A 25,708-nucleotide genomic window follows, 5' to 3' on the forward strand; every position below is an offset into this window, starting at 1 on the left:
CGGTTCACGAGCAGGCGGCTTCGCTGCGGGCCTTCGCAAGCAGGGCCTTGCCCGCGCGCGAGACGTTCACCCGGCCGATGGCGGTCGAAATGAAGGCGCCTGCCGCGACGACCTGGTTCAGGTCGATACCGGTATGGATGCCCAGGCCGTTCATGAGGTACAGCACGTCTTCGGTCGCGACGTTGCCGGTGGCGCCCTTCGCATACGGACAGCCGCCCAGGCCCGCCACTGAGGCGTGGAAAATGGCGATGCCTTCTTCGAGCGCCGCATAGATGTTGGCGAGCGCCTGGCCGTAGGTGTCGTGGAAGTGGCCCGACAGGCGCTCGCGCGGGAACACCTTCGTCACCGCTTCGAACACTTCGTGCACGCGCCTCGCCGTGCCCACGCCGATGGTGTCGGCAATGTCGATCTCGTCGCAGCCGAGCGCGGCGAAGCGCTCCACGACATCGACGACCGAAGCGACCGGCACTTCGCCCTGATACGGGCAACCGAGCGCGCACGACACGCTGCCGCGAATGCGCACGCCGTGGTCCTTCGCGGCTTGCGCCACGGGCGCGAAGCGCTCGATGCTTTCCGCGATCGAGCAGTTGATGTTCTTCTGCGAGAACGCCTCGCTCGCCGCGCCGAAGATCACGATCTCGTCCGCGCGCGCGGCGAGCGCGCCTTCGAAGCCGCGCAGATTCGGCGTGAGGACCGAGTAGATCGCGCCGCTGCGGCGCTCGATGGCGGCCATGACTTCGGCGCCGTCGGCCATCTGCGGAACCCATTTGGGCGAGACGAAGGAGGCGGCCTCGATGTTCGGAAAGCCCGCGGCCGAGAGCCGGTTGATCAGTTCGATCTTGGTTGCGGTGGGAACGAATTCCTTCTCGTTCTGCAGGCCGTCGCGCGGGCCGACTTCGACGATCTTGACTGCGGTGGGTAATGCCATTGCCGTGTCTCCAACGATTATTTGAAATGCTTCGCGATGTTCCGATGCGATTTGCCGCCGTTCAGTAACCGCGCCCGACATGCACCACGCCGCTCACGGTCTCGCCGCGAGCCAGCGCGCCGATCTTGTCGGCGACCTGCGAGATCGCTTCGTCGCGCAACGTGAGCGCCGAACTGTGCGGCGTGATCGTGATGCGCGGCTCGCGCCAGAACAGGTGATCGGGCGGCAGCGGCTCTTCGCGGAACACGTCGAGTGTCGCCGCCGCGAGCGTGCCGCTCGCCAGCGCGTCGAGCAGGTCCTGTTCGTCCAGATGCGTGCCGCGCGCCACGTTCACGAGATACGCGCCGCGCGAGAGCTTGCCGAAGGTGCGCGCATTGAGCACGCTTTCGGTGTCGGGCGTGGCGGGCAGCAGGTTCACGAGCAGCTTCACGCCGTCGAGGAAGGCGTCGAACTGCTCGCCGTGCAACTCGCCCGAATACGTTTCGATGCCCTCGATCGTCTTCATGCTGCGCGAAAAGCCGCGCACCGGCACGCCGAGCGAGGCAACCGCGTGCGCGACCTGCGCGCCCAGTACGCCCAGGCCGAGCACGCCCACCGTGAAGGTCTCGTGCGGATGCGGCGCGAGCACGTGCCATTCGCGGCGCGCCTGCGCGAGCGCGTATTCGTCGAAGCGGCGCAGGTAGCGCAGCACGACATGCTGCACGTACTCGCTCATCTGCCGGCCCATGCCCGAGTCTTCCAGCCGCACGAGCATCGCGGTGCCGGGCAGCGTGCCCGGCCGCTCGCGTTCGTGGGCGAGGATCGCGTCGACGCCCGCGCCCAGATTGAAGATGGCCCGAAGCCCCGGCACGCCGAAGAGTTCGCGCGGCGGGTGCCAGACGACGGCGTAGTCGGCGGGGTCGGTGTCGCCGGGTTGCCACTCGCGCAACTCGGCATCGGGCAGGGCGCGCGCGAGGCCGTGGAGCCACGTGGAGGCGTCGGTCTGCGGGAACCAGAAAATGATCTTCATGATGGGTGAACCTGTCCCTGGTAACGGCGGTGCGGCTCGAACATACGCGCTGTTGCGTTGCGTGCGGCCCGCCAGAGCCGCGTGCACCGGCACCATTCTACTTTTTCAGGCCCGCGCCCGCCGGGCAAATCGCGGCGCACCCGAGCGCGGCGTGTCCCGCGCCGGACCGCGGTGGGGGGTGCCGAAAAGCTAAGCAAAAAAAATTGGTTCGGCGCACGCGGCTCGCAGGCCACAATCGATTCACGCCGTGTTCCAGCGAGGAAAAAATCATGCTTTCGTGCGCGCAAATGCGTTGGCCGCCCCGCCTCGTCACCGTGCCGGGCCTGCACGGCAGCGACGGCGCTCACTGGCAGAGCTGGCTCGAACGCCAGTTCGCGCGCTCGCTGCGCGCGGAGCAGGACGACTGGGACGCGCCCGATCTTGCAGTCTGGGGCGCGGGGCTCGCACGGCGGCTGGCCGGCGAGCGCGGGCCGTTCCTGCTGGCCGCGCACAGCTTCGGCTGCCTCGTGGCGGCGCATGCGCTGCACACCGGCGTGCTGGGGGAGAGCGGCGCCGACATTGCCGGCGTGCTGTTCGTCGCGCCCGCGAGTCCCGAGAAGTTCCGCTTTGCCGGCGCGTTCGAGGCGCGGCAGCTGCCCGTGCCGTCCATCCTCATCGGCAGCGAAACCGATCCGTGGATGCCGCTCGAAGGCGCCCGCGCGCTCGCGCGGCAACTGAACAGCACGTTCGTGAATCTCGGCGATGCAGGGCACATCAACACGGCGGCCGGCTTCGGGCCGTGGCCGCGCGCGAAGTATTTCGTCGATACGCTCGTCCATGGCGCGGCGCCGGGGCGGTTGCGCGACGCGGCATTCGACGAGGGCGGTCCGGCGTACGCCTGAGGCGCGGCGAACCGCAGCGCCGTGTTCGAACCTCCGCAAAAGGGTTGCACAGACCCGCCATGCTGTAGCGACTGGCGAGCCTGCTCTGTCCTTTGGCGAAGCCGGCCGAGGCCCGCTCAGTGCCTGAGCGCCGCTCGCAACAACCTTGCCGTATGGAGCGCGATCATCCCTTCTTCGTCGGTGCGGATCGCGAAAACGGGAACACGGCTTTCGCGCGCGCTCACGCGCTCGTTGCCGTTACTGCTGCCCACCTCGTTGACTTGCGCGTCGAGCACGGTGCCGAAGACCGGCGCGAGCCGCTCGCACACCTGCGCGCGAACGGGCGCGGCGTGCTCGCCGATGCCCGCCGTGAACACGAGCGCGTCGAGCCCGCCCAGCACCACGGCGAGCTTGCCCACGTCCTGCGCGATGCGATACGTATAGAAGTCGATCGCGAGCCTCGCCCGGTCGCTGCCGCTCGCGAGCAGCTCGCGCATGTCGCTGCTCAGGCCCGACAGGCCCTTCAGGCCCGACTCCTGATACAGCACCTTCTCGATGGCGTCGTAATCCATGCCCTTCGCCATCATCCAAAGCACGGCGCCGGCGTCGAGCGCGCCGCAGCGTGTGCCCATGGGCAGGCCGTCGAGCGCGGTGAGGCCCATGGTGGTCTCGACGCTCTTGCCGTCCTTGATCGCGCACAGGCTCGCGCCGTTGCCCAGGTGCGCGACGACGACGCGCCCTCGCGCAATGTCGGGCGCGACCTGATGCAGGTGTTTGGCGATGTACTCGTACGAGAGGCCGTGAAAGCCGTAGCGCCGCACGCCCTCGCCGTAATAGCTGTACGGCAGCGCGAAGAGCTGCGCCATGATGTCGTTGCCCGCGTGGAACGCGGTGTCGAAGCACGCTACCTGCGGCAGCTCGGGCGCGGCCTGACGCACCGCGCGAATCGCGGCGAGATTGTGCGGCTGATGCAGGGGCGCGAGCGGTGTGAGCGAGTCGAGCTCCTGGATCACTTCGTCGTCGATGAGCACCGCGTCGGCGTAGCGCGCGCCGCCATGCACCACGCGGTGACCGATCGCGGCGGGCGGCGTGTCGCGCAGGCCCACGGCGAGCACGAGGCGCAGGAGGCGAAACGCGGCGTCGTGATCGGCGACCTGGGCGACCGGAAACTTCTCGTCGACGATCAGGCGCCCGTCGGCCATATGCGCGACCACGCGCGGTGCGACGCCGATGCCCTCGATCTGCCCGCCCGCGCCATGCAGCGCGCGCGCACCGCCCTCCACGTGGTCGTCTTCGATCACGCGAAACACCGAACACTTGATGCTCGACGAACCCGCATTCACGACGAGCACGACATGGCCTTCCATGGCCGGCTGGGCTTGGACGCTGCTCACAGGATCTCCGTGGCTTTGCGCGCGCGCCGCGCATGCGCGAGCAGTACGGCGATTGCGCAACTGCCGATGCGCGAGCGCACGCTGTCGGCGCGGCTCGTGAGGATGATCGGCACGCGCGCGCCGAGGACGATGCCGGCCGCTTCCGCGCCGGCGAGGAAGGTGAGCTGCTTGGCGAGCATGTTGCCCGCTTCGAGGTCGGGCACGAGCAGGATGTCGGGGTCGCCTGCCACGGCCGAGTGGATGCCCTTGATGCGCGCGGCTTCGGCGCTGATCGCGTTGTCGAAGGCGAGCGGGCCATCGAGCAGGCCGCCCGTGATCTGGCCGCGGTCGGCCATCTTGCAGAGCGCGGCGGCGTCGATGGTGGAGGGCATCTTTTCGGACACGGTTTCCACGGCGCCGAGAATGGCGACCTTGGGCGTGCCTACGCCCAGCGACTGCACGAGATCGATCGCGTTGCGCACGATGTCGGCCTTGTCGGCGAGCTTGGGGAAGATGTTGACGGCCGCATCGGTGATGAAAAGCGGCTTGTGGTACGAGGGCACGTCCATCGCGAACACGTGCGAGAGGCGCCGCTCGGTACGCAGGCCATTGGCGGCGAGCGCGACTTCGTGGAGCAGTTCGTCGCTGTGCAGGCTGCCCTTCATGAGCAGTTCGGCCTGGCCCTCGCGCACGGCGTGCACTGCGAGTTCGGCGGAGGCGTGGCTGTGCGGCGCGTCGATGAGGGTGATGCCATCGAGGCGCAGGTCGGCTTCCTCGGCCACCGCGCGGATCTTCGCCTCGGGGCCGACGAGGATCGGCACGATCAAGCCGAGGTTCGCCGCGTCGAGCGCCCCGGTGAGCGAGGAGACGTCGCAGGGATGCGCCACGGCGGTGGGCACGGGCGCGAGGCCGCCGCAACGGGCGAGCAGAACCGAATACTTGTCGGGCGATGAAGTCATGGCGGTCTCCACTAGGGCGTCCATCTGGACCATGCTGCGGCGCGCAAAGCCGTAACAGTGTAGACCAGCGCGAATGAGCCAGTCGGCTGGATGCACGCCAGGCCGGCGCGGCATCGTGACGCGTCGCGCTCAGGCCCGGCAGTCGCGGCTGTCATGCTTCGTTCACAGGGCGTTGCGATCATTGGGGAGGCCCCGAGGCCCGCCGCGAACCTTGACTTTCGCAGGGCTGACGCCTAAGTTTTTAGATGCCGCAGTGCAACATGATCTGGCTCTTTTCACGTCGCGGTCGCGAGGCGCACGAAGCGCGCACGCGGCCGCGAATATCTTTTGCCGGCCCCGTTGCCCGCTATGCCGCCGCTGTGAGGGCGGCAGGAGAGGGGCAGCGGCCAGGCCCCGCGCGCCGTTCGTCGTGAAGGCGCGCGTCCACGGCCCGCGCCGGCCTGGCGCCTGCTTGCCGCGAGGCGAGCGGGTGCTCCCTTAAAGGAGATTCGTCTCGTGGCAGTTCCCACCTCCTCGCCGCTCGTTTCGTCGCCGTTTTCGTTTCTGCCCACGCTCGCATCGGGCACGTCTTTCTGGCCCTTTGCGCCTTTCTGGCCCCTCGCGGGCGCATCCGACGAGGAGTCATCGCCCCAGACGCCGCTGATCGAGGCGGCTTCGGCCGTCTCCTCGGCAGTGAACCAGGCAATCGAATCGGCGCAGGCCGCGCCGACGGCCGCGCAGCCGTTCTGCGACTACCTCTACGACGCCTGGCAGCGCAGCGTGCTGTTCCTCGACGTGCTGCGCGAGCGCGGCAACCAGACTTACGTGCACGAGCAGGCCGGCATGCCGCCGGTGCTCGCATTCGACTACGAAGTGATCGTCGACGGCCGCGAACTCGACGATCCGTGCAACTACGCGCTCCTGCGCATCAAGCCCGAAGAGGGCGTGCCGACCGACCCGCGCATGCGTCCCTTCGTCGTGATCGATCCGCGTGCGGGCCACGGCCCCGGCATTGCCGGGTTCAAGATGGACAGCGAAGTCGGCATCGCGTTGCGCAAGGGCCACCCGTGCTACTTCGTGACCTTCTTCCCGGTGCCCTGCGAAACGCAGACGATCCAGTCGGTCGCGCAGGCCGAAGGCGTGTTCGTGCAACGCGTGCGCGAGCTGCATCCCGACGCGGACGGCCTGCCGTTCATCATCGGCAACTGCCAGGGCGGCTGGGCCGCGACGCTGCTCGCGGCTTCCGCGCCCGCGCTGGTCGGCCCGCTCATGCTCGCGGGCTCGCCGCTCTCGTACTGGGCCGGCGTGCGCGGCAAGAACCCCATGCGCTATTCGGGCGGCATGCTGGGCGGCTCGTGGATGTCCTCGCTCGCCGCGGACCTGGGCGACGGCCGCTTCGACGGCGCGTATCTCGTGCAGAACTTCGAGTACCTCAACCCCGCCAACACGTACTGGGGCAAGCTCTACAACCTCTATTCGAGGGTCGATTCCGAGCGCGAGCGCTTCCTCGAATTCGAGCGCTGGTGGGGCGGCCATTTCCAGCTGAACCGCGCCGAGATCGACTGGATCGTGCAGAACCTGTTCGTGGGCAATCACCTCACGCGCAACGAGGTGTTCGCGAAGAACGCGCGCTCGCCGGTGGACCTGCGCAACATCCGCACGCCAATCATCGTGCTCGCTTCGTGGGGCGACAACATCACGCCGCCGCAGCAGGCGCTCAACTGGATTCCCGACCTGTACGCGAGCGTTGACGAGATCGTCGCCAACGAGCAGGTGATCGTGTACTGCCTGCACGACAAGGTGGGCCACCTGGGCATCTTCGTTTCGGCGAGCGTGGCCAATAAGGAGCACACCGAACTATTCTCGGCGCTCGACCTGATCGACGTGCTGCCGCCGGGCCTCTACGAAGCGAAGATCACCGACTCGACGCCGGAAGCCGCGCGCCTCGAAGCACTCGAAGGGCGCTACGAGATCCGCTTCGAGCGCCGCACCATCGAAGACATTCTCGCGCTCGACGACGGCCGCGACGACGAGCAGCCCTTCGAAGTGGTGCGCCGCTTCGCGGAGAACAACCAGCGTCTCTACGACCTGTTCGTTTCGCCGTTCGTGCGCGCGTCGACCAATGCGTTCAGCGCGCACGCGCTGCGCGAGTCGCACCCGTCGCGCGTGGAGCGCAGCGTGATGAGCGACGCGAACCCGGCGCTCGGCGTGCTGCCCGCCATGGCGGAGGCGGTGCGCGGCAACCGCAAGCCGACCGCGCCCGACAATCCGTTCACGCTGCTCGAAAAGCAGACTTCGGCGACCATCGAGGCTTCGTGGGACGCGTACCGCGACGCGCGCGATGCCTGGATCGAAAGCACCTTCTACAACGTCTACACCGCGCCGTGGGTGCAGGCGTGGGTGGGCGTGACGCCGAACGAGCCGCTCGAGCCCATCGCGCCGCCGCTCATGGCGCTGCGCAAGGAGCTTGCGCAGTACCGCCTGCGCGCGGCGCGCGCGCATCTCACGAAAGGCACGCTCGTCGACGCGTTCATGCGCATCGCCGCGTACATCGTCGACGAAATGCATACCGTGCAGTACCGCCCGTTCCAGCGCATGCGCGAACTCGCGCGCGAGTATCTCGGCGATCGCCAGCCGAGCATCGCCGAGCTCAAGGAAGCGGCGCGCCGCCAGGGCGCGATCGTGCAGCTCGATCCGCAGGCCGCGATCGACGCCTTGCCCGAGATCGTGCCCGACATGAAGTTGCGCCGCGCGCTGCTCGCGGCCGTGTACCGCATCGCGACCGTGTCCGGGCCGCTCGAAGGCGAGCGGCGCGAGCGCTATCGCCACGTGCAGCGCGCGCTGGGCGTCGAGCCGGGCAGCGAGAAGACGGGACTGCCGCCGCTCGATGGCGGCGGGTCGTCGTCGGAGGGCGGCGGTGTTTCGGGCGCTGGCGGCGGTACGGCTGGCGACGGCAGCGCGGAACAGGGCGTCAAGGCATCCTCCGCCGCGCAAGCTGCGGAACCTGAAGTTGAAGCCCCTGCGGCTCCCGCGAAGTCCTCCCGTGCGAAGGCCGCCGCTGCGGGCGAACACGCCGCACCCGCGAAACCCATGCGTGCGGCGCGCGCCGGTGTGAAGGTGAAGACCGCGGAACCGGCCGAAGCGAAGAAGGCGCCGGCTGCCGCCAAGACGGCGGCGCGCCGCTCGCGCGCGGCATCGACGCCCACCGCCACGCGGGCCGCGGGCACGACGGCCACGCGCCGTCGCGCGACGCGCAGCGCGAGCGAGTAACGAAGCCCAATCCCGTGGCACCCCGGACGCGCCGCATCCCCACCGATGCGGCGCGTCGTTTTGAGGTCGATACATCGGCAGCCAGATCGGCAACTGCATCCGCGGCCATCACTGGCCGTTTTCCACTGCGAGGTCAGCCATGCATACTCCTCCCGAACGGCCGCTTGCCGGCATGCGCGCGCTCGTCACCGGCGTGGCGAACGCCGATTCGATCGCTTACGGCTGCGCCCGTGCGTTCGCCGATCTCGGTGCGCAACTCGCCATCACCTATCTGAACGACAAGGCCAAGCCCTACGTCGAGCCGCTCGCCAACGAACTGGGCGCGCAATTGCTGCTGCCATTGAACGTCGAGGAAGACGGCCAGCTCGACGCTGTATTCGACGCCGTGCGCGAAACGTGGGGCGCGCTCGACATCGTGCTGCACTCCATCGCCTATGCGCCGAAAGAGGATCTGCAGGGCGGCCTGCTCGACTCGTCGGCGCAGGGTTTCGCGTATGCGATGGACGTGTCGTGCCACTCGTTCATCCGCATGGCAAAGCGCGCCGTGCCGCTCATGCCGCACGGCGGCACGCTCTTCGCGATTAGCTACGACGGCGCGAACCGCGTCGTGCCCAGCTACAACCTGATGGGCCCGGTGAAAGCGGCGCTCGAAGCGTCATGCCGTTATCTTGCGTACGAACTCGGGCCGATCGGCATCCGCGTGCACGCGATCTCGCCTGGGCCGCTCAAGACGCGCGCGGCCTCGGGGCTGCCCGACTTCGACCGCATGCTCGCCGAGGCCGTGGAGCGCGCGCCGCTCGGCGAACTCGTCGACATCATGGACGTGGGCTACGCGACCGCGTATCTCGCCACGCGCTACGCCCGCCGCATGAGCGGCAACACCGTGTATATCGACGGCGGCGCGCACATCATGGCGTAACAGGCCTTAGCACGAAAGCCGCAAAGCAAAGCTCGCATCGGTATAAGCCGTGCGCCCCGGCTCGCTAGAATCGAGCGTTCGGTCTGCTTACGAAAATCATTCGGGCAGACCGAAACGCCTTTCAACGACAGACGGGGATCACCATGGCAGGTTTGGGACGCACGGCGCGCTGGCTCGGCGCGAGCATCATCGCATTGAGTGCAGCGGCGGCGCACGCCGAGACCTCGCTCCTCAACGTCTCGTACGACGTGACGCGCGAGCTGTACAAGGACATCAACGCGAGCTTCATCGCCGACAATCAGAAGAAGACCGGCGAGACCCTGTCGATCAAGCAGTCGCACGGCGCGTCGAGCGCGCAGGCGCTTTCGGTGCTGCAAGGCCTGCAGGCCGATGTCGTGACGATGAACCAGCCCAACGACATCGACCTGCTCGCGCAGCAGGGTCATCTCGTGCCCGCCAACTGGCGCACGCGCTTGCCCGACGCGAGCGCGCCCTATACGACGACGATGGTGTTCCTCGTGCGCAAAGGCAACCCCAAACACATCAAGGACTGGGACGATCTCGCCAAGCCCGGCTTGCAGGTCGTGATCGCCAATCCGAAGACGTCGGGCAATGGACGCTACGCGTATCTGGCCGCGTGGGGTTACCGCAAGCAGCAGGGCGCGAGCGACGCCCAGGCGCTCGACTTCGAACGCGCGCTCCTGAAGAACGTGCCGGTGCTGGACGCGGGCGGCCGGGGCGCCACGACGACCTTCACGCAGCGCGGTATCGGCGACGTGCTCGTGACCTTCGAAAACGAAGTGGCGCTCATCGATACGGGCGTGGGTGCGAAGGACTTCGAAGCCGTCTATCCCTCGGTGAGTCTGCTGGCGGAGCCGCCGGTGACGATCGTCGACAAGGTCGTGGACAAGCGCGGCACGCGCAAGAGCGCGCAGGCGTATCTCGACTATCTGTATTCGCCCGCCGCGCAGGAGATCATCGCGCAGCACCATCTGCGTCCGCGCGATGCCGCGGTGCTCGCCAGGCACGCAAACGAGTTCAAGCCGATCAAGACCTTCACGGTCGAGCAGGTGTTCGGCAGCTGGCAGAACGCGCAGGCGACGCATTTCGCCGATGGCGGCACGTTCGATCAGATCGTCGCGGACCGCAAGTAATCCGGGCGCGATATAACGACACCGCGTAAAAAAAGCGCCTCGCAATTTGCGAGGCGCTTCGCATTTCAGGCTGCGGGTTTAGTACCAGCCGCGACGGCCATGCCATTCGTTGCGGCCGTACCAGCGGTGGCCGTCCCAGTAGCGGTCGCCGTGCCAGCCGATCACGACAGCCGGCGCGTAGGCCACGCGCACGGGCGGCGCGACGTAGACCGGACGCGGCGCGACATACACGGGTTGCGGCGCGACATACACGGGCTGCGGCGCGACATACACCGGCGCCGGTGCAACATAAACCGGAGCGGGCACGCCGACGTTCAGGCCGACTACCACGCCGGCCATCGCGGTTTGCGAGGCGGCCAGGATGAGCGCTCCAGCACCCAGCGCGGCAAAGAGTTTGGTTTTCATTTTGAGCCCCTTCGGTTGAAGATTCGATGGCTTCAATGTAGCTGGGCGCTCGCCGGCTTGAGTTACCAAACTGCAACAAACTGCGCGCGAATTTTACCGGCGGTAATGGGAGGAAAGGGCGCTCGCCCGCCTGCGGCGGGCTTCCCGCATGTTTGGCGCAGGCGGGCCTGTTTCAATTCGTGATCGTCGGGGCAGGTCTGTAATCGGCGCGCCGGGCGCGAACGCCCGGCGCGGCTCCTGTCGTTACTGCACCGCGACGCTCGCGAAGTTCTGGCGTCCGAACGGACTCACCTGATAGCCGCTCACGTTCGTGCGCGTGATGGCGGCGGCGGTCGGGTAGCCAAGCGGGATCCACAGCGCCTGATCGTGGATGATCTGCTGGGCGGCTTCGTAGAGCTTCACGCGCTTCGCCTGGTCGGCGGTGGCCTTGCCTTCGGCGATCAGCTTGTCGAGTTGCGGATCGCAAAAGCGCGCGAAGTTGATGCCCGACTGCACCGCATTGCAGCTAAAGAGCGGCGAGAGATAGTTGTCGGGGTCGCCGTTGTCGCCGGCCCAGCCCATGAAGAGCGTGTCGTGCTGGCCTTGCTTCGCCTGCTTGATCAGCTCGCCCCACTCGATCACCTTGATCTCCGCCTTCACGCCGATCTTCGCGAAATCGGCCTGCAAAAGCTCCGCGCCCGCGCGCGGGTTCGGGTTCAGCACGCTGCCGTTCGGGCGCACCCAGATCGTCGTCGCGAAGCCGTTGGGGAAGCCCGCGTCGGCGAGCAGCTGCTTCGCCTTCGCCGGGTCATACGGATACGGCTGGATCGACTTGTCGTAGCCCCAGGTGATGGGCGGCCAGGGGTTGGTCGCGGGCGTGGCGGTGTTGTCGAAAATCGCCTTCAGGTACGTCGTGCGGTCGAACGCCATGTTCAGCGCCTGGCGCACCTTCTGGTTGTCGAGCGGCTTCTTCTGCGTGTTCAGCGCGACGAATGCCGTCATGAACGCGGGCGTTTCCACCACCTTGAGCGACTTGTCGTCCTTCGCCGCGGCCACGTCCTGCGGCTTGGGCGAGAGCGCGATCTGGCATTCGCCGGCCTTCACCTTCTGCGCGCGCACGGCGGCGTCGGGCGTGATCGCGTAGATCAGGCGGTCCACCTTCGGCTTCGGCCCCCAGTAGGTCGGGTTCACGTCGTAGCGGATCACCGCGTCCTTCGTGTAGCTCTTGAGCACGAACGGGCCCGTGCCCACCGGCTTCGCGTTGAGGTCGACCTGCTTGCCGGCCTTGAGCAACTGGTCGGCGTACTCGGAGGAGTAGATCGACGCGAAGCCCATCGTGAGGATCGAGAGGAACGTGGCGTTCGGCTCGTTGAGCTCGAACTTCACCGTGTTCGCGTCGACCTTCGTGACCGCCTTCACGAGCTTCACGAGGCCCATCGACTGCGCGTGCGGGAAGCCGCTCGCGCCAGCCACCTTGTGCCACGGATTGTTTGCATCGAGCATGCGATCGAACGTGAAGACCACGTCGTCGGCGTTGAGTGTGCGCGTGGGCTTGAACCATGCGGTCGTCTGGAACGCCACGTCGGGGCGCAAATGGAACGTGTAGGTCAGGCCGTCGGCGCTCACTTCCCACTTGTCCGCGAGCGCGGGCACGACCTTCTTCTGCGCTTCGTCATAGGCCACGAGCGAATTGAAGATGACGTCGGCCGACGCGTTGGTCGTGACGAGCGAGTTGAACTGCACGACGTCGAAGCCGTCGGGACTCGACTCGGTGCAGACCGTCAGCGGTTTGGCGAGCGCGGGCGTGGCCGCGAACGCGGCGCCAAGCGCGGCCGCGAGCACGAAAGCAGGCGCAAGCGTGCGCGCGGTGGGCGAGGTGAAGCGCATGGGATCTCCGTGGTTCTTCGGTGGCGGGCGGCGCCCCGTTTTGTTCGATTCAGGAGAGGCGAGAAGGCTCAGAAGGGCGCCCGGACGAGCCAAGCTTATCGAAGGGAAATTGCCGAGACAACAATTTAATCCACATACCCATATGGCATGGAGGCGCCGTGTGGCGAACCGGTGCGGCTCAGTGGCTCGCCGTGCGCGGCTTGCGCGGCGCCTTTTCGAACACGCGGTCGTAGACCCAGCGCGGCAGCGCGCGCAGCATCGTGGCGGCCACGCGCATCGGCCAGGGGAACACCGCGAACGACGTGCCGCGCGCGATCGCTTGCGCGGTCTTCGCGGCGAACTGGTCCGCGTCCATCAGGAAGGGCATACGGTAGGGGTTCTTCGCCGTCATCGGCGTGCGGATGTAGCCTGGCGCGATGGTGACCACGGGCACGCCGAACGGGCGCATTTCGACGCGCAACGCTTCGAGATAGGCGAGCGCGGCGGCTTTCGAGGCGCTGTAGGCGCCCGAGCCCGGCAGCCCGCGCACGCCGGCCACGCTCGCGATGCCCACGAGCGTGCCGCGTCTGGCCTGCGCCATCGCCGAGGCGAACGGCTCGAAGGTGGCGACCATGCCGAAGTAGTTGGTGTCCATCACGTCGCGGAACGTGGCGAGATCGCCTTCGCCCGTCAGCACGCCGCGGCTCACGCCCGCATTGGCGATCACGATGTCGGGCATGCCGTGCTGGGCGATGAAGTCGCGCGCGGCGGCGGCGAGCGCATCGGCGTCGCGCACGTCGGCGGGATAGATGGAGATGGGGTGATCGGGGTGGGACTGCCGGAAGCCGGCAAGGGCCTCGCCGCGGCGCGCGACGAGCCCGAGGACGGCGCCCTGCCGCGCGTAAACGGCTGCGAGCGCGGCGCCAATGCCGCTCGACGCGCCGGTGATGAAGACCTTCAGTGGCGCGTCTTGCATGGCGCTAACCCTCACATTTTCTTCGCGCGGATCTGCGAGATGATGAAGTCCATCACCTGGGCCGTGCCCGGCAGCGCCTTGTCTTCCGGACCCTGGACCATGGCCGGGCCGGTTTCGTATTTGCCCTGGATGGCGATGGTCGGCACGCCGTCGATCTTGTAGGCATCGAGCAGGGCCTTGTCACGCTGCAGCGCGCTCTGCGTCGAGAACGAGTTGTACGCTTCCATGTACTTCTTCGCATCCACGCCTTGCGTCGCGAGGAACTTCGCCTGGTCTTCCGGCGTGAGCAGGTAGTTCTTGTTCACGTGGATTTCGTGGAACACGACCGGCGTGAGCTTCTGGGCGAGGCCGAGCGCGTCGAGCGCGTAGTACATCTTCGAGTGCGGGATGAAATCGTCACGGAACGCCACCGGCACGCGCTTGAATACGACGTCCGGGCCCTGCTTCTTGATCCACGCTTCGAGATACGGGTCGAACGCATTGCAGTGCGGGCAGCCGTACCAGAAGAACTCGATCACTTCGATCTTGCCCGCGGGCACGTCGAGCGCCTGGGGCGCCTTCAGGATCGTGTAGTCCTTGCCGGCCACGGGGGCCTCGGCCGAGGCGTGGGCCACACCGGCGATCAGCGAAAGCGAGAGAAAAAGCGTACCGAGAAGTCGTTTCATGGCGTAGGAATCCACTGTTCTTGGACCGGCGGCGGCCGGTTGTCTGCCGCAGGACGCCGTTGGCGCGAAGCTGGCGCGTGCGGGTGCTGCGCGGGTGTTGCTTGTTGACGGACTCGCCGCGCGCCGCGGCCCGGCCTCACGCGAACGCCGCTCTGCTGCGGCTTCGGTGGGCGGGCGCGCGGTGCGCGGCGCGGAAGACGATTACTGCTTCGTGAAGCGGATGACGGCCGTATCGATACCGGCGTCGGACAGGCGCTGACGCGTCGAGTTCATATCGTCGAACTTCGTGAACGGACCGATGCGCACGCGGTAGTACGTCACGCCGCCGGCGTCGCGCTGCGTCACCTTCGACTCGAACCCCTGGAACGCGAGGCGCGCGCGCTGCTGCTCGGCGTCGCCCGAGGTCTTGTACGCGCCCACCTGCAGGAAGTAGCCGGTGTTGGCGTCGCCCGGTGCGGGCGCGACGCTGCCGGGCTTGGCGGCCGGGGGCGTCGGCACCGCGTTGGCGGGCTTCTGCGGCTGGTTGTTCGCGAGGATCTGCGCCGGGTTGCTGGCCGACTGCGGCTTCTTCGCGATCGCCGTGCCGCTCGTGACGTTTTCACCCGTCGACGGTTGCGGCGCGACGGCCACGCCGTTGTTATTGGCGGCGTTGCTGTTCGAACCCGAGGGCGGCACTTCCACGATCTGCGGCTCTTCGAGCATGCCCGAGGACTGCGACTGGTTCGTGGTCTGGCCCGGCGCCGTGTTGGGCGGCGTGCTTTGCGCGGCCTGCGGCACCGGCTGGCCCGGCGACTTGCCCTGCAGCGCGCGGTTCGGGTCGACCTGCTCGTTGTTCTGGCTGACGTCGGAAGCGGCCGGCGGCGCGACCTTCGAGACGAACGGCGTGGGCGCGCGCGTGATGTAGAGCGCCACGACCACCGCGATCGCAAGGCCGACGATCAGGCCCAGCACGATGCCGAGAAAGGTTCCCCCGGACTGCTTCGACTGCTGTTTTGTAGTGCGGCGCGGTTTTGCCATCGTCTGAATCACCTGCAAACAAGAGAATCCTGGAATGGCCGTCCGCGCGAGGCGGCGGCCCCATACAAGCTGCTGCGCGCGAGTCTCGCGCGTCTCGTTACATGCGCTCCGGCGCGGACACGCCGATCACGGCCAGGCCGTTCGCGAGCACCCGGCGCGTGGCCGCGAGAAGGGCGACGCGGGCGTCGCGTTCGGCGACGTCGTCGACGAGAACGCGTTCGGCATTGTAGAACGAGTGAAACTCAGCGGCGAGTTCGCGCAGGTAGAACGCCACCGCGTGCGGCGCGAGTTCGCTGGCCGCATGCGTGAGCATGTCGGGGAATTCGCCGAGTTTTGCGATGAGCGCGAGCGCGCGCTCGCTCGCAAGCGGTGCGAGCTCGACCTTGGGCAGCGCGGCCGGATCGCCGCCGAACTTGCCCTGCCAGTCGCCGAGAATCGACGAGATGCGCGCATGCGCATACTGCACGTAGTACACCGGGTTTTCGTCGTTTTCCTTCAGCGCGAGGTCGATGTCGAACACGAATTCGGTGTCGGCCTTGCGCGAGATGAGGAAAAAGCGCACGGCGTCGCGGCCGCGGCGGATGGTCGCCTCGTCGAGCAGATCGGGCGAGACTTCGCTGCCCGGGTTCGCGCCGCCCGACCATTCGATCAGGTCGCGCACCGTCACGTAGCTGCCCGCGCGCTTGGAGATCTTCACCTCCTGGCCGTCGCGCATCACCGTGACCATCTTGTGCAGCACGTAGTCGGGATAGCCCTTCGGAATGCCGATGCCGAGCGCCTGCAGGCCCGCGCGCACGCGCGCGATGGTGCCGTGGTGGTCGGAGCCCTGAACGTTGATGACCTTCGTGAAGCCGCGCTCCCACTTGGTGACGTGGTAGGCCACATCGGGCAGGAAGTAGGTGTAGGTGCCGTCGGACTTGCGCATCACGCGGTCCTTGTCGTCGCCGTAGTCGGTGGTCTTGAGCCACAGCGCGCCTTCCTGCTCGTAGGTCTGCCCCGACGCGACCAGCGCCTCGACGGTCTTCTCGACGCGGCCTTCCGTGTAGAGCGACGACTCGAGGTAGTAGCGGTCGAACTTCACGCCGAACGCCTGCAGGTCGAGATCCTGCTCGTGGCGCAGATAGGCCACGGCGAAGCGGCGGATCGCTTCGAGGTTCTCGGGGTCCTTCTCGCCCGTGACGGGCTCGCCGTCCTTGGCCGCGACGGTTTCGCCCGCGAGGTAGTCGCGCGCGATGTCGGCGATGTATTCGCCGTTGTAGGCCGCTTCCGGCCATTCGGCGTCGCCGGGCTTGAAGCCGCGCGCGCGTGCCTGGGTGGAGACGGCGAGGTTGCCGATCTGCACGCCCGCGTCGTTGTAGTAGAACTCGCGATGTACGTCATAGCCCTGCGAGGCAAGCACGTTCGAGATGGCGTCGCCGAGCGCGGCCTGGCGGCCGTGGCCCACGTGCAGCGGACCCGTGGGGTTCGCCGAGACGAACTCGACGAGCACGCGCTTGCCGGCTTCGCGCTGCGAGCGGCCGAATGCCTCGCCCTGCTCGAACACGGCGCCGATCACGGCGCGCTTCGCGCTGGCGGTGAGACGCAGGTTGATGAAGCCGGGGCCGGCCACTTCGGCCGCCTCGACGAGGCCTGCGGCCTCGGGCTGGGCGAGCACGGCGTCGACGATCTGCTGCGCGAGCTGGCGCGGGTTCGCGCGCATCGGCTTGGCGAGCTGCATCGCGACGTTGCAGGCGACGTCGCCGTGTGCTGCGACCTTCGGGCGCTCGAGCGTGATCGCGGGCACGACGAATGCGGCTTCGCTCGCGCCTTCGGCGGCCTTCGCCACTTGGGCTACGGCTTGCGCGAGCAGGGTCTCCAGGGTGTGTTTCTGTGCGGGCAGCATGCTGGTTGCAAGTCCTGTGCGGGTAATGGGATGCGGGGCCGGCGCTGGGGGCGTAACCCGGGGCATGGCCCCTGGCTTGCCGGCGCTGACCGCCGAATACGGGTGAGGGCGCCAGCCTCGCGGCGGGCCTCCTGCCATGCGCCAATGCACGGGGGGCCTCGTTGCGGCAGGCGGCGTGGCGGCGTCCCTGATGCCAGAACGTCCGGTCGCCGCACCCTGCGGGTAATTCCGTCCTGACGGATTTTAGCAGGTGCTAATATGTGAAATGAGGTAGCGCGACATGGGTCGCCTTGGCCCGTCTGGCTTCGCAGGCCGGAACGTCACGCGCAGATCCAAAAAATCATAAAGGGAACAGACATGCTGGTTACTTTTAAATGTCACGCGGCGCCTGACGTCACGATGCTGGAGAACCTCGCACAATACCTTCTCGGCATCATCGGCAAGCGGCTCGGCCCGCGCGGCGTCATTACCCACGACGAACTCGACACCGCCATCACCAAGCTCGAAGCGGCCATCGCCACGGACAAGAAGGACCGTCACGAGCAGGAAGGCCACTTTCACGAAGGCGAGGATGACCGGGTGCATCACGAACTGCCGGTCGGCCTCGCACAGCGCGCCTTTCCGTTCCTCGACATGCTGCGCGCCGCGAAGAAGGAAGACAACGACGTTTTGTGGGGCATTTGAGGTCCGTACTTGACGTGACTGGGCGTGGGGCTGCGCTGTCGCCATGGCGCGTGCCGGCCAGCCTGCGAGGGCGCTCTGGTTGCCCCACCCGATTCGATGTTCCAAAGCAAAGAGCCCGCAATGTTGCGGGCTCTTTGCTTTTGTTCACCTTCGGCTCGCCTTACTCGCTGGCGGCCGCCGGTTCGGCAGCGGAAGCCTCCGACTTCTTCATCTTCTTTTTCTTCGGCTTCTTCACGTGCTTTTCGGTGGGCGCCGAATACGACGTCGCCGGGCTCGCCTGCTCCGGCGCGGCCGGCTGGGCGAACGACGGCTGCGCAAGCGCCGCGACGCCGAAGGCGGTCAACATCAACATCAGCTTCTTCATACGATTTCTCCGTCGAGGTTGCTTCGATTTTGCGTTTTAAGGATTTGCTGATGAGCGAGCCGGCGCGGCGCTGCCGCATGTGGCCGCGTGTCATGCAGGTGATACCGGGTCTTGCCGGGCCATCTTACAAAGCCGAAAAATCGCGCGCGCGTAATCTTCACCTTGCCGGATGGCGTATGTCGGGCGGCGACAACAGGGGGTAGTGACGGGAGAAAGCGCGCCGCCCGGGGCGGCGCGCCGGGCGGCTTAGAGCTGCGGCGCGAGCGCGCGGCGAGCGTCCGCGTCGGAGAGCGACATACGCTGCGCATAGTCGGCGAGCTGGTCCTGGCCGATCTTGCCCACCGAGAAATACGTGCTGTCCGGGTGCGCGAGATAGAAGCCCGAAACGCTCGCGGCCGGCAGCATGGCAAGCGATTCCGTCACGCTCATGCCGACCTCGCCCGCCTGCAGGAAGTCGAACATGTCGCGTTTCACGAGGTGATCCGGGCAGGCCGGGTAGCCAGGCGCCGGGCGAATGCCCGCGTACTTTTCGGCGATCAGCGCGTCGTTATCGAGCGTTTCGCTGACTGCATAGCCCCACAAATCGCGGCGCACGCGTGCGTGCAATGCTTCGGCGAACGCTTCCGCGAAGCGGTCCGCGAGCGCCTTGAGCATGATCGCGCTGTAGTCGTCGTGGTCTTTCTCGAACTGCGCTTCCTTCACGTCCACGCCAATGCCCGCCGTCACCGCGAACATGCCGATATAGTCCGCCACGCCCGAGTCCTTCGGCGCGATGAAGTCGGCAAGCGAGCGGTTCGGACGCATCACGCCGTCCACCACCGGGCGCACCGACTGCTGGCGCAGGTTGCGCCACGTGAGCGCGACTTCGCTGCGCGAATCGTCGGTGTAGATTTCGATGTCGTCGTCGTTGACCGTGTTCGCGGGCAACAGCGCGATCACGCCGTTGGCCTGCAGCCAGCGGCCCTGGATCAGGCGCGCAAGCATCGACTTCGCGTCGGAAAACACGCGGCGTGCCGACTCGCCCACGATCTCGTCGTTGAGGATCTGCGGATAGGGGCCGGCGAGATCCCACGTCTGGAAGAATGGACCCCAGTCGATGTATTTCGCGAGTTCGTTCAAGTCGAAGTTCTTGAACACGCGCCGGCCGATGAACTTCGGCTTCACAGGCTGGAAATTCGCCCAGTCGATCTTCGTCTTGTTCGCGCGCGCTTCTTCGAGCGTCACGAGCGGCGTGGCCTTCTTGTTGGCGTGCTGGTCGCGGATGCGCTCGTAGTCGGCCTTGAGTTCGTCGAGGTACTTCGCTGCGCCTTCATCCGAAAGCAGGCTCGACGCCACGGAAACCGAACGCGAAGCGTCAGGCACGTACACGACCGGGCCTTCGTAGTGCGGCGCGATCTTCACGGCCGTATGCACGCGCGAGGTGGTCGCGCCGCCGATCAGCAGCGGAATCTTCTTGATGCGGAAGTAGTCGTCACGCTGCATTTCGCTCGCAACATAGGCCATTTCCTCGAGCGACGGCGTAATCAGCCCCGAGAGGCCGACGATATCCGCGCCTTCGACCTTGGCCTTCGCGAGGATCTCGTTGCACGGGACCATCACGCCCATGTTGACCACTTCGAAGTTATTGCACTGGAGCACCACCGACACGATGTTCTTGCCGATGTCGTGCACGTCGCCCTTCACGGTCGCGATGACGATTTTGCCCTTCGCGCGCACGTCGGCGCCCGTTTCGGCGAGCAGACGCTTTTCTTCCTCGATGAACGGAATCAGGTGCGCCACGGCCTGCTTCATCACGCGCGCCGATTTCACCACCTGCGGCAGGAACATCTTGCCCTGGCCGAACAGGTCGCCGACGATGTTCATGCCGTCCATGAGCGGGCCTTCGATCACGTTGATCGGGCGGCCGCCGGCACCCATGATCTTCACGCGCGCTTCTTCGGTGTCCTCGACAATGAAGTTCGTGATGCCGAGCACGAGTGCGTGCGCGAGACGCTTTTCCACGCCCTGGTTGCGCCACTCGAGGTTTTCTTCCTTCTTCGCGGCGCCGGTCTTGAACTTGTCGGCGATCTCGAGCAGACGGTCGGTGGCGTCGTCGCGGCGGTTGAGCACCACGTCTTCCACGCGCTCGCGCAGCTCCGCGTCGAGGTCGGCGTACACGCCGAGCTGGCCCGCGTTCACGATGCCCATGTTCATACCCGCCTGAATGGCGTAGTAGAGGAACACGGTGTGGATCGCCTCGCGCACCGGATCGTTGCCGCGGAACGAGAACGACACGTTCGACACGCCGCCGCTGATCTTCGCGTAGGGCAGGTTCTGCTTGATCCAGCGCGTGGCTTCGATGAAGTCCACCGCGTAGTTGTTGTGCTCCTCGATGCCGGTCGCCACCGCGAAGATGTTCGGGTCGAAGATGATGTCCTCGGGCGGGAAGCCCACTTCGTTCACGAGGACGTCGTAGGAGCGCTTGCAGATCTCGGTCTTGCGCGCGTAAGTGTCGGCCTGGCCCTTCTCATCGAAGGCCATCACGACGCTCGCCGCGCCATAGCGGCGAATCAGCTTCGCGTGATGCACGAACTGCTCCTTGCCTTCCTTGAGCGAGATCGAGTTGACGATGGCCTTGCCCTGCACGCACTGCAGGCCCGCCTCGATCACCTCCCACTTCGACGAGTCGATCATGATCGGCACGCGTGCGATGTCGGGTTCGGAGGCGATCAGGTTCATGAAGCGCACCATCGCCGCCTTCGAGTCGAGCATGGCTTCGTCCATGTTGACGTCGATGACCTGCGCGCCGTTTTCGACCTGCTGGCGCGCAACCGCGAGCGCCTCGTCGAACTGGCCGTTGAGAATCATCCGCGCGAAAGCCTTCGAGCCGGTCACGTTGGTGCGCTCGCCCACGTTGATGAACAGCGTGCCTTCGGTCACGTTGAAGGGTTCGAGGCCGGAAAGGCGCAGGGTATGGTCAGTCATGGCGTGGGACCGGATCGTGTGTGGTGGGAGCGGGACTCGGAAGCAGCGATCGAACTTGCCGTCAGGCGGCGTCGCGATACTGGCCGGGCCAGCGGCGCGGCTTGATCTCGGCGAGCGCTTTGGCAATGGCCGCGATGTGCTCGGGCGTCGTGCCGCAGCAGCCGCCCGCCACGTTCACGAGACCGGCGCTCGCGAATTCCTTGAGCAGTGCCGACGTATCGGCGGGCGTTTCGTCGAAGCCCGTGTCGCTCATTGGGTTGGGCAGCCCCGCGTTCGGATAGCACGAGACGTACGTGTCGCAGAGCTTCGCAAGCTCGGCGATGTACGGGCGCATGAGCGCCGCGCCCAGCGCGCAGTTCAGACCGAACGTGAGCGGTTTCGCGTGACGCAGCGAGTTCCAGAACGCTTCGACGGTCTGGCCCGAGAGAATGCGGCCCGAAGCGTCGGTGACGGTGCCCGAGATCATGATCGGCAGATTCTCGCCCGTGTCTTCGAAGAGCTGGTCGAGCGCGAACAGCGCGGCCTTGGCGTTGAGCGTGTCGAAGATCGTCTCGACGAGGAAGAGGTCGCAGCCGCCGTCCATGAGCGCCTTCGCCTGCTCGTAGTACGCACGGCGCAGTTCCTCGAACGTCACGTTGCGCGCGCCCGGATCGTTCACGTCGGGCGAGATGCTCGCCGTTTTCGGCGTCGGCCCGATCGCGCCCGCGGCGAAGCGCGGCTTGTCCGGCGTCGAATACTTGTCGCACGCGGCGCGCGCGAGCTTCGCCGACTCGACGTTCATCTCGATGGCCAGTTCGCCCATGCCGTAGTCGTCCTGGGCCACCGTAGTCGCGCCGAACGTGTTGGTCTCGATGATGTCCGCGCCCGCCGCGAGATACTGCTCGTGAATCTCGCTGATGATCTGCGGCTGCGTGAGCGAGAGCAGTTCGTTATTGCCCTTGATATCGCGCGGGTAGTCCTTGAAGCGTTCGCCGCGGTAGGCGGCTTCGTCGAGCTTGTAGCGCTGGATCATCGTGCCCATCGCGCCGTCGAGGATCACGATACGCGAGGCGAGCAGCGCGGGAAGCGCTGCGCCGCGCGTGTATTTGGCGTCCCCGGCGGGGCGCGAGGCAAGGGCTGCGGGCTGGTTCATGGATCGCGGGCGGGCGTGGTGCCGGTTGAACTGGGAAACCCCACATTGTAGCCGCTGCGGCAACGCTCCGCTGCGGGCGGCGTCGCGCGCCGGCAACCGCTGTGGCGCGCGCCGGACGGCCAAAAGAAAACCCCGCCCGGCAAGCCGGACGGGGTTTCGTGTGAAGGACGCTGCGCGTTGAGTGCCGCGGGGTGCGCTAGCGTCAGTGAAGCACGACGGGTTGCTGCATGAGGCTGTCGAACTGTCCGAGGAATTCGTCGACTTCGTCGAGAGACTGGTCTTCGTCCATCAGCTTTTGCACGTCTTCGCGAAAACGTGCCGCCATCACGCCGTCGATGAAGATCTCGCGGCGCGCATTTTTGTCGACGATCTCGTAGCCGCCAGCGCGCATCGCGCTGTGGCCGTCCTGCGGTGGGAACTCGACAACGCAATAGTTGGGACTGTTGTAGATCATTTGCATGGCGACACTCCTTTTTCCTGTGCTCCCCGACCTTCTCGGTCAATACATGGAGCGTTCGTTCTGGAATTCAAGGGGTGGGTCCCGCATCACCTCTTATGTGGACTGCTCTCCCTTTTTTACTTCACTTCTCAACTGCGTCTGCTGCCACTGCCATGATGCTTTACTTCGAACTGCTTAGACCTACTGTTTGAGAAACGTTTCGAGCAACGCGGTGAAACGGTGCGACTCCTCTACCGGGGCCAGATGCGCGGCATCGAGCACCACGAAATGCGACCCTTCTATTGCTCTTGCAAGGGCCTGCGTTACGGCCATCGGCGTGCCGCTGTCGTGGCGGCCCGCCACTGCGAGCGTCGGCACGCGCAGTTGCGCGAGCCTGTTTTCCACGTCGAAATCGCGTAGCGCCTCGCAGGCCATCGCATAGCCTTCTGAAGGGGTCCGTAATAAAACGTCACAAATCCGCTCGACAGTCGGCGCATGCGTGTGCCGGAAGTCGGCGGTGAACCAGCGCGCCATCGTCGCGTCGACGAGCGCCCCGAGACCCTCGCTGCGCACCGTGGCGGCGCGTTCGTTCCACGTTTCGCGCGCTTGAGGCGGCGTATGGCTTGCCGTGTCGCAAAGCGTGAGCGTCGTCACGCGTTCGGAGTAATCGAGCGCGAACTGCTGCGCAATCATGCCGCCCATCGACATGCCGACGAGATGCGCATGCTCGATGCCGGTTGCGTCGAAAAGCGCAGCGAGGTCGGCAGCGAGTTCTGCGAAGCCGAAGGGCTCGCTCGCGACGGCGCTACCACCGTGGCCGCGCACGTCATAGCGCAGCACGCTGTGGCGATGGCGGAAATGTCCGGCGAGCGTGTCCCACACGCCAAGGTCGCCGCCCAGTTGGTGAATGAACGCCAGCGCGGGCCCACCGCTCCTGTCGTCGAAGACATAGTGCGTATCGATGCCATTGACAGTCACTTGCATGGGTTCCTCCTTCGCCTTCCAGGCTGGGAGTCAAGCCGTTTGCGAGGTACTGCATGCACGCGATGCTGATGGAGCAATCCGCGCGCCTGGGGCGCGCAGACGATGCGCGATGCGATGTTCGTTAGCTTGTGTGTCGCGTCCCTGTTTGCTGCGCCGTTTATTGTGTCGAGCCGATTTTGTCCGTCTTGTGCAGCGTTGTATCGGTTTGTTCGTGCTGGTCCGTTTGCTGGTGCGTTCGCTGGTCCGTTGTTTGCGCGCGGTGTCGTGCTGCCGTGTTTCGTCTGCTTGTTTTTTTGGGCCTTCGTAGTGCGCGCAATGCCTTGCGATCCTTGACGCATGGCTCGATTCCAGTATGCGCTATTTCGCGAATTTGTGTTGCGTAGCGGGCCGTCCGGATCGAGCGGTGCGTGCGGTTGCGCGCTCAGGGATGCTCGGGCGCCGGGCCCGGCGACGCGGGTGAGGGTTGCGCGTCGTCTGTGGACGGTTGCGGCGGTGATTCTGTTGGCGTTTCTGTCTGCATATTGGCGGGTGGCGCCGGCTGCGCAGACGGTTGCGGTTCCGGTTGTGACGCAGCAGGCGCAGAAGCAGGCGCAGCTTCCGGCGTTGCGGATTGTGCCGATGTTGTGTCGGGCGTGGCGCTGGGCGCCGTGGCGGTCGCGGCCGCTGCGGAGTCTGGCGCCGACGCGGGTGCGTTCGTCGCGCTCGGCACCGTGAGCGCGCCGCGCCACACCAGTTCGAACTGGTTGCCATTCGGTTCGGTTTGCACGAGGCGCACGGGCAACCAGCCGAGCGACTGCGCGAGCCACACGTCGATGCGCCGCTTGTCGCCCTCGCGGCGCGGCAGACGCATGAAGTGGCGCGCTGTGACGTAGCCATGATCCGTGCTCACGGTTTCGTCGCCGATCGTGGTGATGGGCCAGGTCTCGCCGCTGTCGTTGTCCGCGACATAGAACTCGCGCGTGACGCCTGGCTTGTACGCGTCGGGGTCGCCGCGCACGAGGCTCGCGAGCTGCATCACCATGCTGAAGCGGTCCTGCGCGGCATCGGGCAGCGCGAGCGAGTTGGGCGTGCGCGTGAACACGATCTGCTTGTCGGTGCGATTGAAAATCGTCACGTCCGAAGGACGATGGCCGCGCTTTTCGATGTACTGATCGGGCGCGAGGCCGAAGGCGTCCACGTGGCCCTTGCTGGTCCAGCTGAACTCGCCGACGAAGGGCAGGGGCACACGCACGACCATCTCGTAGCGTTGTCCATCGCTCGACCAGTGGATCGTGCCGGGCTGATTGCGCACACCGTTATAGAACGTGTCGTACTGCAGCTCGCCCGATGGGGGCACCGAAAATTTCAGCCCATGCGAGGCTTGTGTGGCTTGTGCCGAAGGCTGCTTGCCGTTGCCGGGCGCCGTGCTTGCCGTCCCGCTCGTGCCGGCGGCGCTCGCGCTGGCTGGCGATGCGGCTGCGGGCGTGGACGCCGCCTGCGTATCCGGCGGCGAGGCCGGCGCTTTGGGGTGCGGTTTGGGCGGCGTCACCGCGTGCAGCGTATGCGGCTCGGCGGGCCTGGGCGCCGGTTTGGGCGCGGCATGGGCAGGCGCCGCCGCGGGGCCCGCGGGTTTTGCCTCGCGCTCGATGCGCTCGGGTTTGAGGAGCGCCACTTGCACCGGCACGCGCACGTGCGCGACGGGCGGCGGCGCGCCGTGATGCCGCGCGAACCATTCGGCCGCGAGCCAATGGAGCGCCGTGACCGCGACGAACACACCGACCCAGCGCCACGCGCGCATGCGTTGCGGCGTGCGTGAGTCAGTGTCGAGGCGGCGTGCCTCGCGCGGGGCGGCTGGCGTGGACATCGGCGGTTCGTGGGGGGTATCGGTCGTACGTTAATGTGACACAACCCACCGGGTGCA

21 protein-coding genes are annotated in these 25,708 nt (G+C 66.6%); 5 read left to right on the forward strand and 16 right to left on the reverse strand.

Going from position 1 to position 25,708, the window contains the following annotated elements:
• Window positions 1–4: 4 nt before the first annotated feature.
• Window positions 5–928 carry a hydroxymethylglutaryl-CoA lyase gene (locus A3CW_RS0100210; protein ID WP_028201754.1) on the reverse strand — a complete coding sequence of 308 codons (924 nt, stop codon included), beginning with the start codon at window positions 926–928 and terminating at the stop codon, window positions 5–7.
• Between the two features lie 61 nt (window positions 929–989).
• On the reverse strand, window positions 990–1,937 hold the full coding sequence (locus A3CW_RS0100215; protein WP_028201755.1) for a 2-hydroxyacid dehydrogenase: 948 nt from the start codon (window positions 1,935–1,937) through the stop codon (window positions 990–992).
• 269 nt (window positions 1,938–2,206) lie between these two features.
• Here A3CW_RS0100215 and A3CW_RS0100220 point away from each other — a divergent pair, with 269 nt between their 5' ends.
• Window positions 2,207–2,818 (forward strand): RBBP9/YdeN family alpha/beta hydrolase, encoded by a 612-nt coding sequence (locus tag A3CW_RS0100220; RefSeq protein WP_028201756.1) that lies wholly within the window; start codon window positions 2,207–2,209, stop codon window positions 2,816–2,818.
• Window positions 2,819–2,934: 116 nt separating this feature from the next.
• On the opposite strand, the gene A3CW_RS0100225 is transcribed toward A3CW_RS0100220, so the two are convergent.
• Both A3CW_RS0100225 and A3CW_RS0100230 read right to left on the reverse strand, forming a co-directional pair.
• Window positions 2,935–4,164, reverse strand: coding sequence for an acetate/propionate family kinase (locus tag A3CW_RS0100225; protein ID WP_028201757.1), 1,230 nt, complete (start codon window positions 4,162–4,164; stop codon window positions 2,935–2,937).
• A gap of 23 nt (window positions 4,165–4,187) precedes the next feature.
• Complete coding sequence (locus A3CW_RS0100230) at window positions 4,188–5,129, reverse strand: bifunctional enoyl-CoA hydratase/phosphate acetyltransferase (RefSeq protein ID WP_028201758.1); 942 nt, start codon at window positions 5,127–5,129, stop codon at window positions 4,188–4,190.
• Window positions 5,130–5,624: 495 nt separating this feature from the next.
• Between A3CW_RS0100230 and A3CW_RS44715 the strand changes: the two genes are divergently transcribed.
• The 3 genes from A3CW_RS44715 to A3CW_RS0100245 all read left to right on the forward strand — a co-directional run bounded on the left by A3CW_RS44715 (window position 5,625) and on the right by A3CW_RS0100245 (window position 10,451).
• Window positions 5,625–8,378, forward strand: a complete 2,754-nt coding sequence (locus tag A3CW_RS44715; RefSeq protein ID WP_063750786.1) for a DUF3141 domain-containing protein — start codon at window positions 5,625–5,627, stop codon at window positions 8,376–8,378.
• Window positions 8,379–8,517: 139 nt separating this feature from the next.
• Entirely contained in the window at window positions 8,518–9,297 is a 780-nt protein-coding gene (gene fabI / locus A3CW_RS0100240; RefSeq protein WP_028201759.1) for an enoyl-ACP reductase FabI, read from the forward strand.
• Between the two features lie 143 nt (window positions 9,298–9,440).
• Window positions 9,441–10,451: a sulfate ABC transporter substrate-binding protein gene (locus A3CW_RS0100245; protein ID WP_028201760.1), complete on the forward strand. Its 1,011-nt coding sequence runs from the start codon at window positions 9,441–9,443 to the stop codon at window positions 10,449–10,451.
• A 78-nt stretch (window positions 10,452–10,529) separates the two neighbouring features.
• Here A3CW_RS0100245 and A3CW_RS0100250 read toward each other — a convergent pair whose 3' ends face one another.
• From A3CW_RS0100250 to argS, 6 genes are all read right to left on the reverse strand, one after another.
• Window positions 10,530–10,856: a hypothetical protein gene (locus A3CW_RS0100250; protein WP_028201761.1), complete on the reverse strand. Its 327-nt coding sequence runs from the start codon at window positions 10,854–10,856 to the stop codon at window positions 10,530–10,532.
• A gap of 243 nt (window positions 10,857–11,099) precedes the next feature.
• Window positions 11,100–12,722, reverse strand: coding sequence for an ABC transporter substrate-binding protein (locus tag A3CW_RS0100255; protein WP_035512103.1), 1,623 nt, complete (start codon window positions 12,720–12,722; stop codon window positions 11,100–11,102).
• Between the two features lie 178 nt (window positions 12,723–12,900).
• Window positions 12,901–13,677 carry an SDR family oxidoreductase gene (locus A3CW_RS0100260; RefSeq protein ID WP_035512105.1) on the reverse strand — a complete coding sequence of 259 codons (777 nt, stop codon included), beginning with the start codon at window positions 13,675–13,677 and terminating at the stop codon, window positions 12,901–12,903.
• 11 nt (window positions 13,678–13,688) lie between these two features.
• Window positions 13,689–14,342 carry a thiol:disulfide interchange protein DsbA/DsbL gene (locus A3CW_RS0100265; protein WP_028201764.1) on the reverse strand — a complete coding sequence of 218 codons (654 nt, stop codon included), beginning with the start codon at window positions 14,340–14,342 and terminating at the stop codon, window positions 13,689–13,691.
• Between the two features lie 201 nt (window positions 14,343–14,543).
• The gene (locus tag A3CW_RS0100270) at window positions 14,544–15,377 is read right to left on the reverse strand and encodes an SPOR domain-containing protein (RefSeq protein WP_028201765.1); all 834 of its coding nucleotides are present in this window, start codon (window positions 15,375–15,377) and stop codon (window positions 14,544–14,546) included.
• Window positions 15,378–15,456: 79 nt separating this feature from the next.
• Window positions 15,457–17,241, reverse strand: coding sequence for an arginine--tRNA ligase (gene argS, locus A3CW_RS0100275; protein WP_028201766.1), 1,785 nt, complete (start codon window positions 17,239–17,241; stop codon window positions 15,457–15,459).
• Window positions 17,242–17,598: 357 nt separating this feature from the next.
• On the opposite strand from argS, the gene A3CW_RS0100280 reads away from it, so the two are divergent.
• Complete coding sequence (locus tag A3CW_RS0100280; RefSeq protein ID WP_035512106.1) at window positions 17,599–17,925, forward strand: DUF1840 domain-containing protein; 327 nt, start codon at window positions 17,599–17,601, stop codon at window positions 17,923–17,925.
• A gap of 160 nt (window positions 17,926–18,085) precedes the next feature.
• Here the strand turns inward: A3CW_RS0100280 and A3CW_RS0100285 are convergent, their stop codons facing one another.
• The 6 genes from A3CW_RS0100285 to A3CW_RS44720 form a co-directional block, all read right to left on the reverse strand.
• On the reverse strand, window positions 18,086–18,289 hold the full coding sequence (locus A3CW_RS0100285) for a hypothetical protein (protein ID WP_028201768.1): 204 nt from the start codon (window positions 18,287–18,289) through the stop codon (window positions 18,086–18,088).
• 246 nt (window positions 18,290–18,535) lie between these two features.
• The gene (gene metH, locus A3CW_RS0100290; RefSeq protein ID WP_028201769.1) at window positions 18,536–21,253 is read right to left on the reverse strand and encodes a methionine synthase; all 2,718 of its coding nucleotides are present in this window, start codon (window positions 21,251–21,253) and stop codon (window positions 18,536–18,538) included.
• Window positions 21,254–21,314: 61 nt separating this feature from the next.
• Window positions 21,315–22,385, reverse strand: a complete 1,071-nt coding sequence (locus A3CW_RS0100295) for a homocysteine S-methyltransferase family protein (RefSeq protein ID WP_028201770.1) — start codon at window positions 22,383–22,385, stop codon at window positions 21,315–21,317.
• A gap of 202 nt (window positions 22,386–22,587) precedes the next feature.
• Entirely contained in the window at window positions 22,588–22,845 is a 258-nt protein-coding gene (locus A3CW_RS0100300) for a BTH_I0359 family protein (protein WP_028201771.1), read from the reverse strand.
• A gap of 180 nt (window positions 22,846–23,025) precedes the next feature.
• On the reverse strand, window positions 23,026–23,808 hold the full coding sequence (pcaD, locus tag A3CW_RS0100305) for a 3-oxoadipate enol-lactonase (RefSeq protein ID WP_028201772.1): 783 nt from the start codon (window positions 23,806–23,808) through the stop codon (window positions 23,026–23,028).
• 421 nt (window positions 23,809–24,229) lie between these two features.
• Complete coding sequence (locus tag A3CW_RS44720; protein WP_063750787.1) at window positions 24,230–25,651, reverse strand: DUF3108 domain-containing protein; 1,422 nt, start codon at window positions 25,649–25,651, stop codon at window positions 24,230–24,232.
• Window positions 25,652–25,708: the final 57 nt, after the last annotated feature.

The sequence above is a fragment of the Paraburkholderia nodosa DSM 21604 genome (assembly GCF_000519185.1).
In the GTDB taxonomy this organism is placed as follows: domain Bacteria; phylum Pseudomonadota; class Gammaproteobacteria; order Burkholderiales; family Burkholderiaceae; genus Paraburkholderia; species Paraburkholderia nodosa.

What these genes read in the sequence shown, in the direction of transcription:
- A3CW_RS0100300 (WP_028201771.1), bottom strand. Translation starts at nt 22,845, where the DNA reads ATGCAAATGATCTACAACAGTCCCAACTATTGCGTTGTCGAGTTCCCA.
- A3CW_RS0100230 (WP_028201758.1), bottom strand. Translation starts at nt 5,129, where the DNA reads ATGACTTCATCGCCCGACAAGTATTCGGTTCTGCTCGCCCGTTGCGGC.
- argS (WP_028201766.1), bottom strand. Translation starts at nt 17,241, where the DNA reads ATGCTGCCCGCACAGAAACACACCCTGGAGACCCTGCTCGCGCAAGCC.
- A3CW_RS0100295 (WP_028201770.1), bottom strand. Translation starts at nt 22,385, where the DNA reads ATGAACCAGCCCGCAGCCCTTGCCTCGCGCCCCGCCGGGGACGCCAAA.
- A3CW_RS44720 (WP_063750787.1), bottom strand. Translation starts at nt 25,651, where the DNA reads ATGTCCACGCCAGCCGCCCCGCGCGAGGCACGCCGCCTCGACACTGAC.
- A3CW_RS0100215 (WP_028201755.1), bottom strand. Translation starts at nt 1,937, where the DNA reads ATGAAGATCATTTTCTGGTTCCCGCAGACCGACGCCTCCACGTGGCTC.
- fabI (WP_028201759.1), top strand. Translation starts at nt 8,518, where the DNA reads ATGCATACTCCTCCCGAACGGCCGCTTGCCGGCATGCGCGCGCTCGTC.
- A3CW_RS0100280 (WP_035512106.1), top strand. Translation starts at nt 17,599, where the DNA reads ATGCTGGTTACTTTTAAATGTCACGCGGCGCCTGACGTCACGATGCTG.
- A3CW_RS0100285 (WP_028201768.1), bottom strand. Translation starts at nt 18,289, where the DNA reads ATGAAGAAGCTGATGTTGATGTTGACCGCCTTCGGCGTCGCGGCGCTT.
- A3CW_RS0100225 (WP_028201757.1), bottom strand. Translation starts at nt 4,164, where the DNA reads ATGGAAGGCCATGTCGTGCTCGTCGTGAATGCGGGTTCGTCGAGCATC.
- pcaD (WP_028201772.1), bottom strand. Translation starts at nt 23,808, where the DNA reads ATGCAAGTGACTGTCAATGGCATCGATACGCACTATGTCTTCGACGAC.
- A3CW_RS0100260 (WP_035512105.1), bottom strand. Translation starts at nt 13,677, where the DNA reads ATGCAAGACGCGCCACTGAAGGTCTTCATCACCGGCGCGTCGAGCGGC.
- A3CW_RS0100245 (WP_028201760.1), top strand. Translation starts at nt 9,441, where the DNA reads ATGGCAGGTTTGGGACGCACGGCGCGCTGGCTCGGCGCGAGCATCATC.
- A3CW_RS0100255 (WP_035512103.1), bottom strand. Translation starts at nt 12,722, where the DNA reads ATGCGCTTCACCTCGCCCACCGCGCGCACGCTTGCGCCTGCTTTCGTG.
- A3CW_RS0100210 (WP_028201754.1), bottom strand. Translation starts at nt 928, where the DNA reads ATGGCATTACCCACCGCAGTCAAGATCGTCGAAGTCGGCCCGCGCGAC.
- A3CW_RS0100250 (WP_028201761.1), bottom strand. Translation starts at nt 10,856, where the DNA reads ATGAAAACCAAACTCTTTGCCGCGCTGGGTGCTGGAGCGCTCATCCTG.
- A3CW_RS0100220 (WP_028201756.1), top strand. Translation starts at nt 2,207, where the DNA reads ATGCTTTCGTGCGCGCAAATGCGTTGGCCGCCCCGCCTCGTCACCGTG.
- metH (WP_028201769.1), bottom strand. Translation starts at nt 21,253, where the DNA reads ATGACTGACCATACCCTGCGCCTTTCCGGCCTCGAACCCTTCAACGTG.
- A3CW_RS0100265 (WP_028201764.1), bottom strand. Translation starts at nt 14,342, where the DNA reads ATGAAACGACTTCTCGGTACGCTTTTTCTCTCGCTTTCGCTGATCGCC.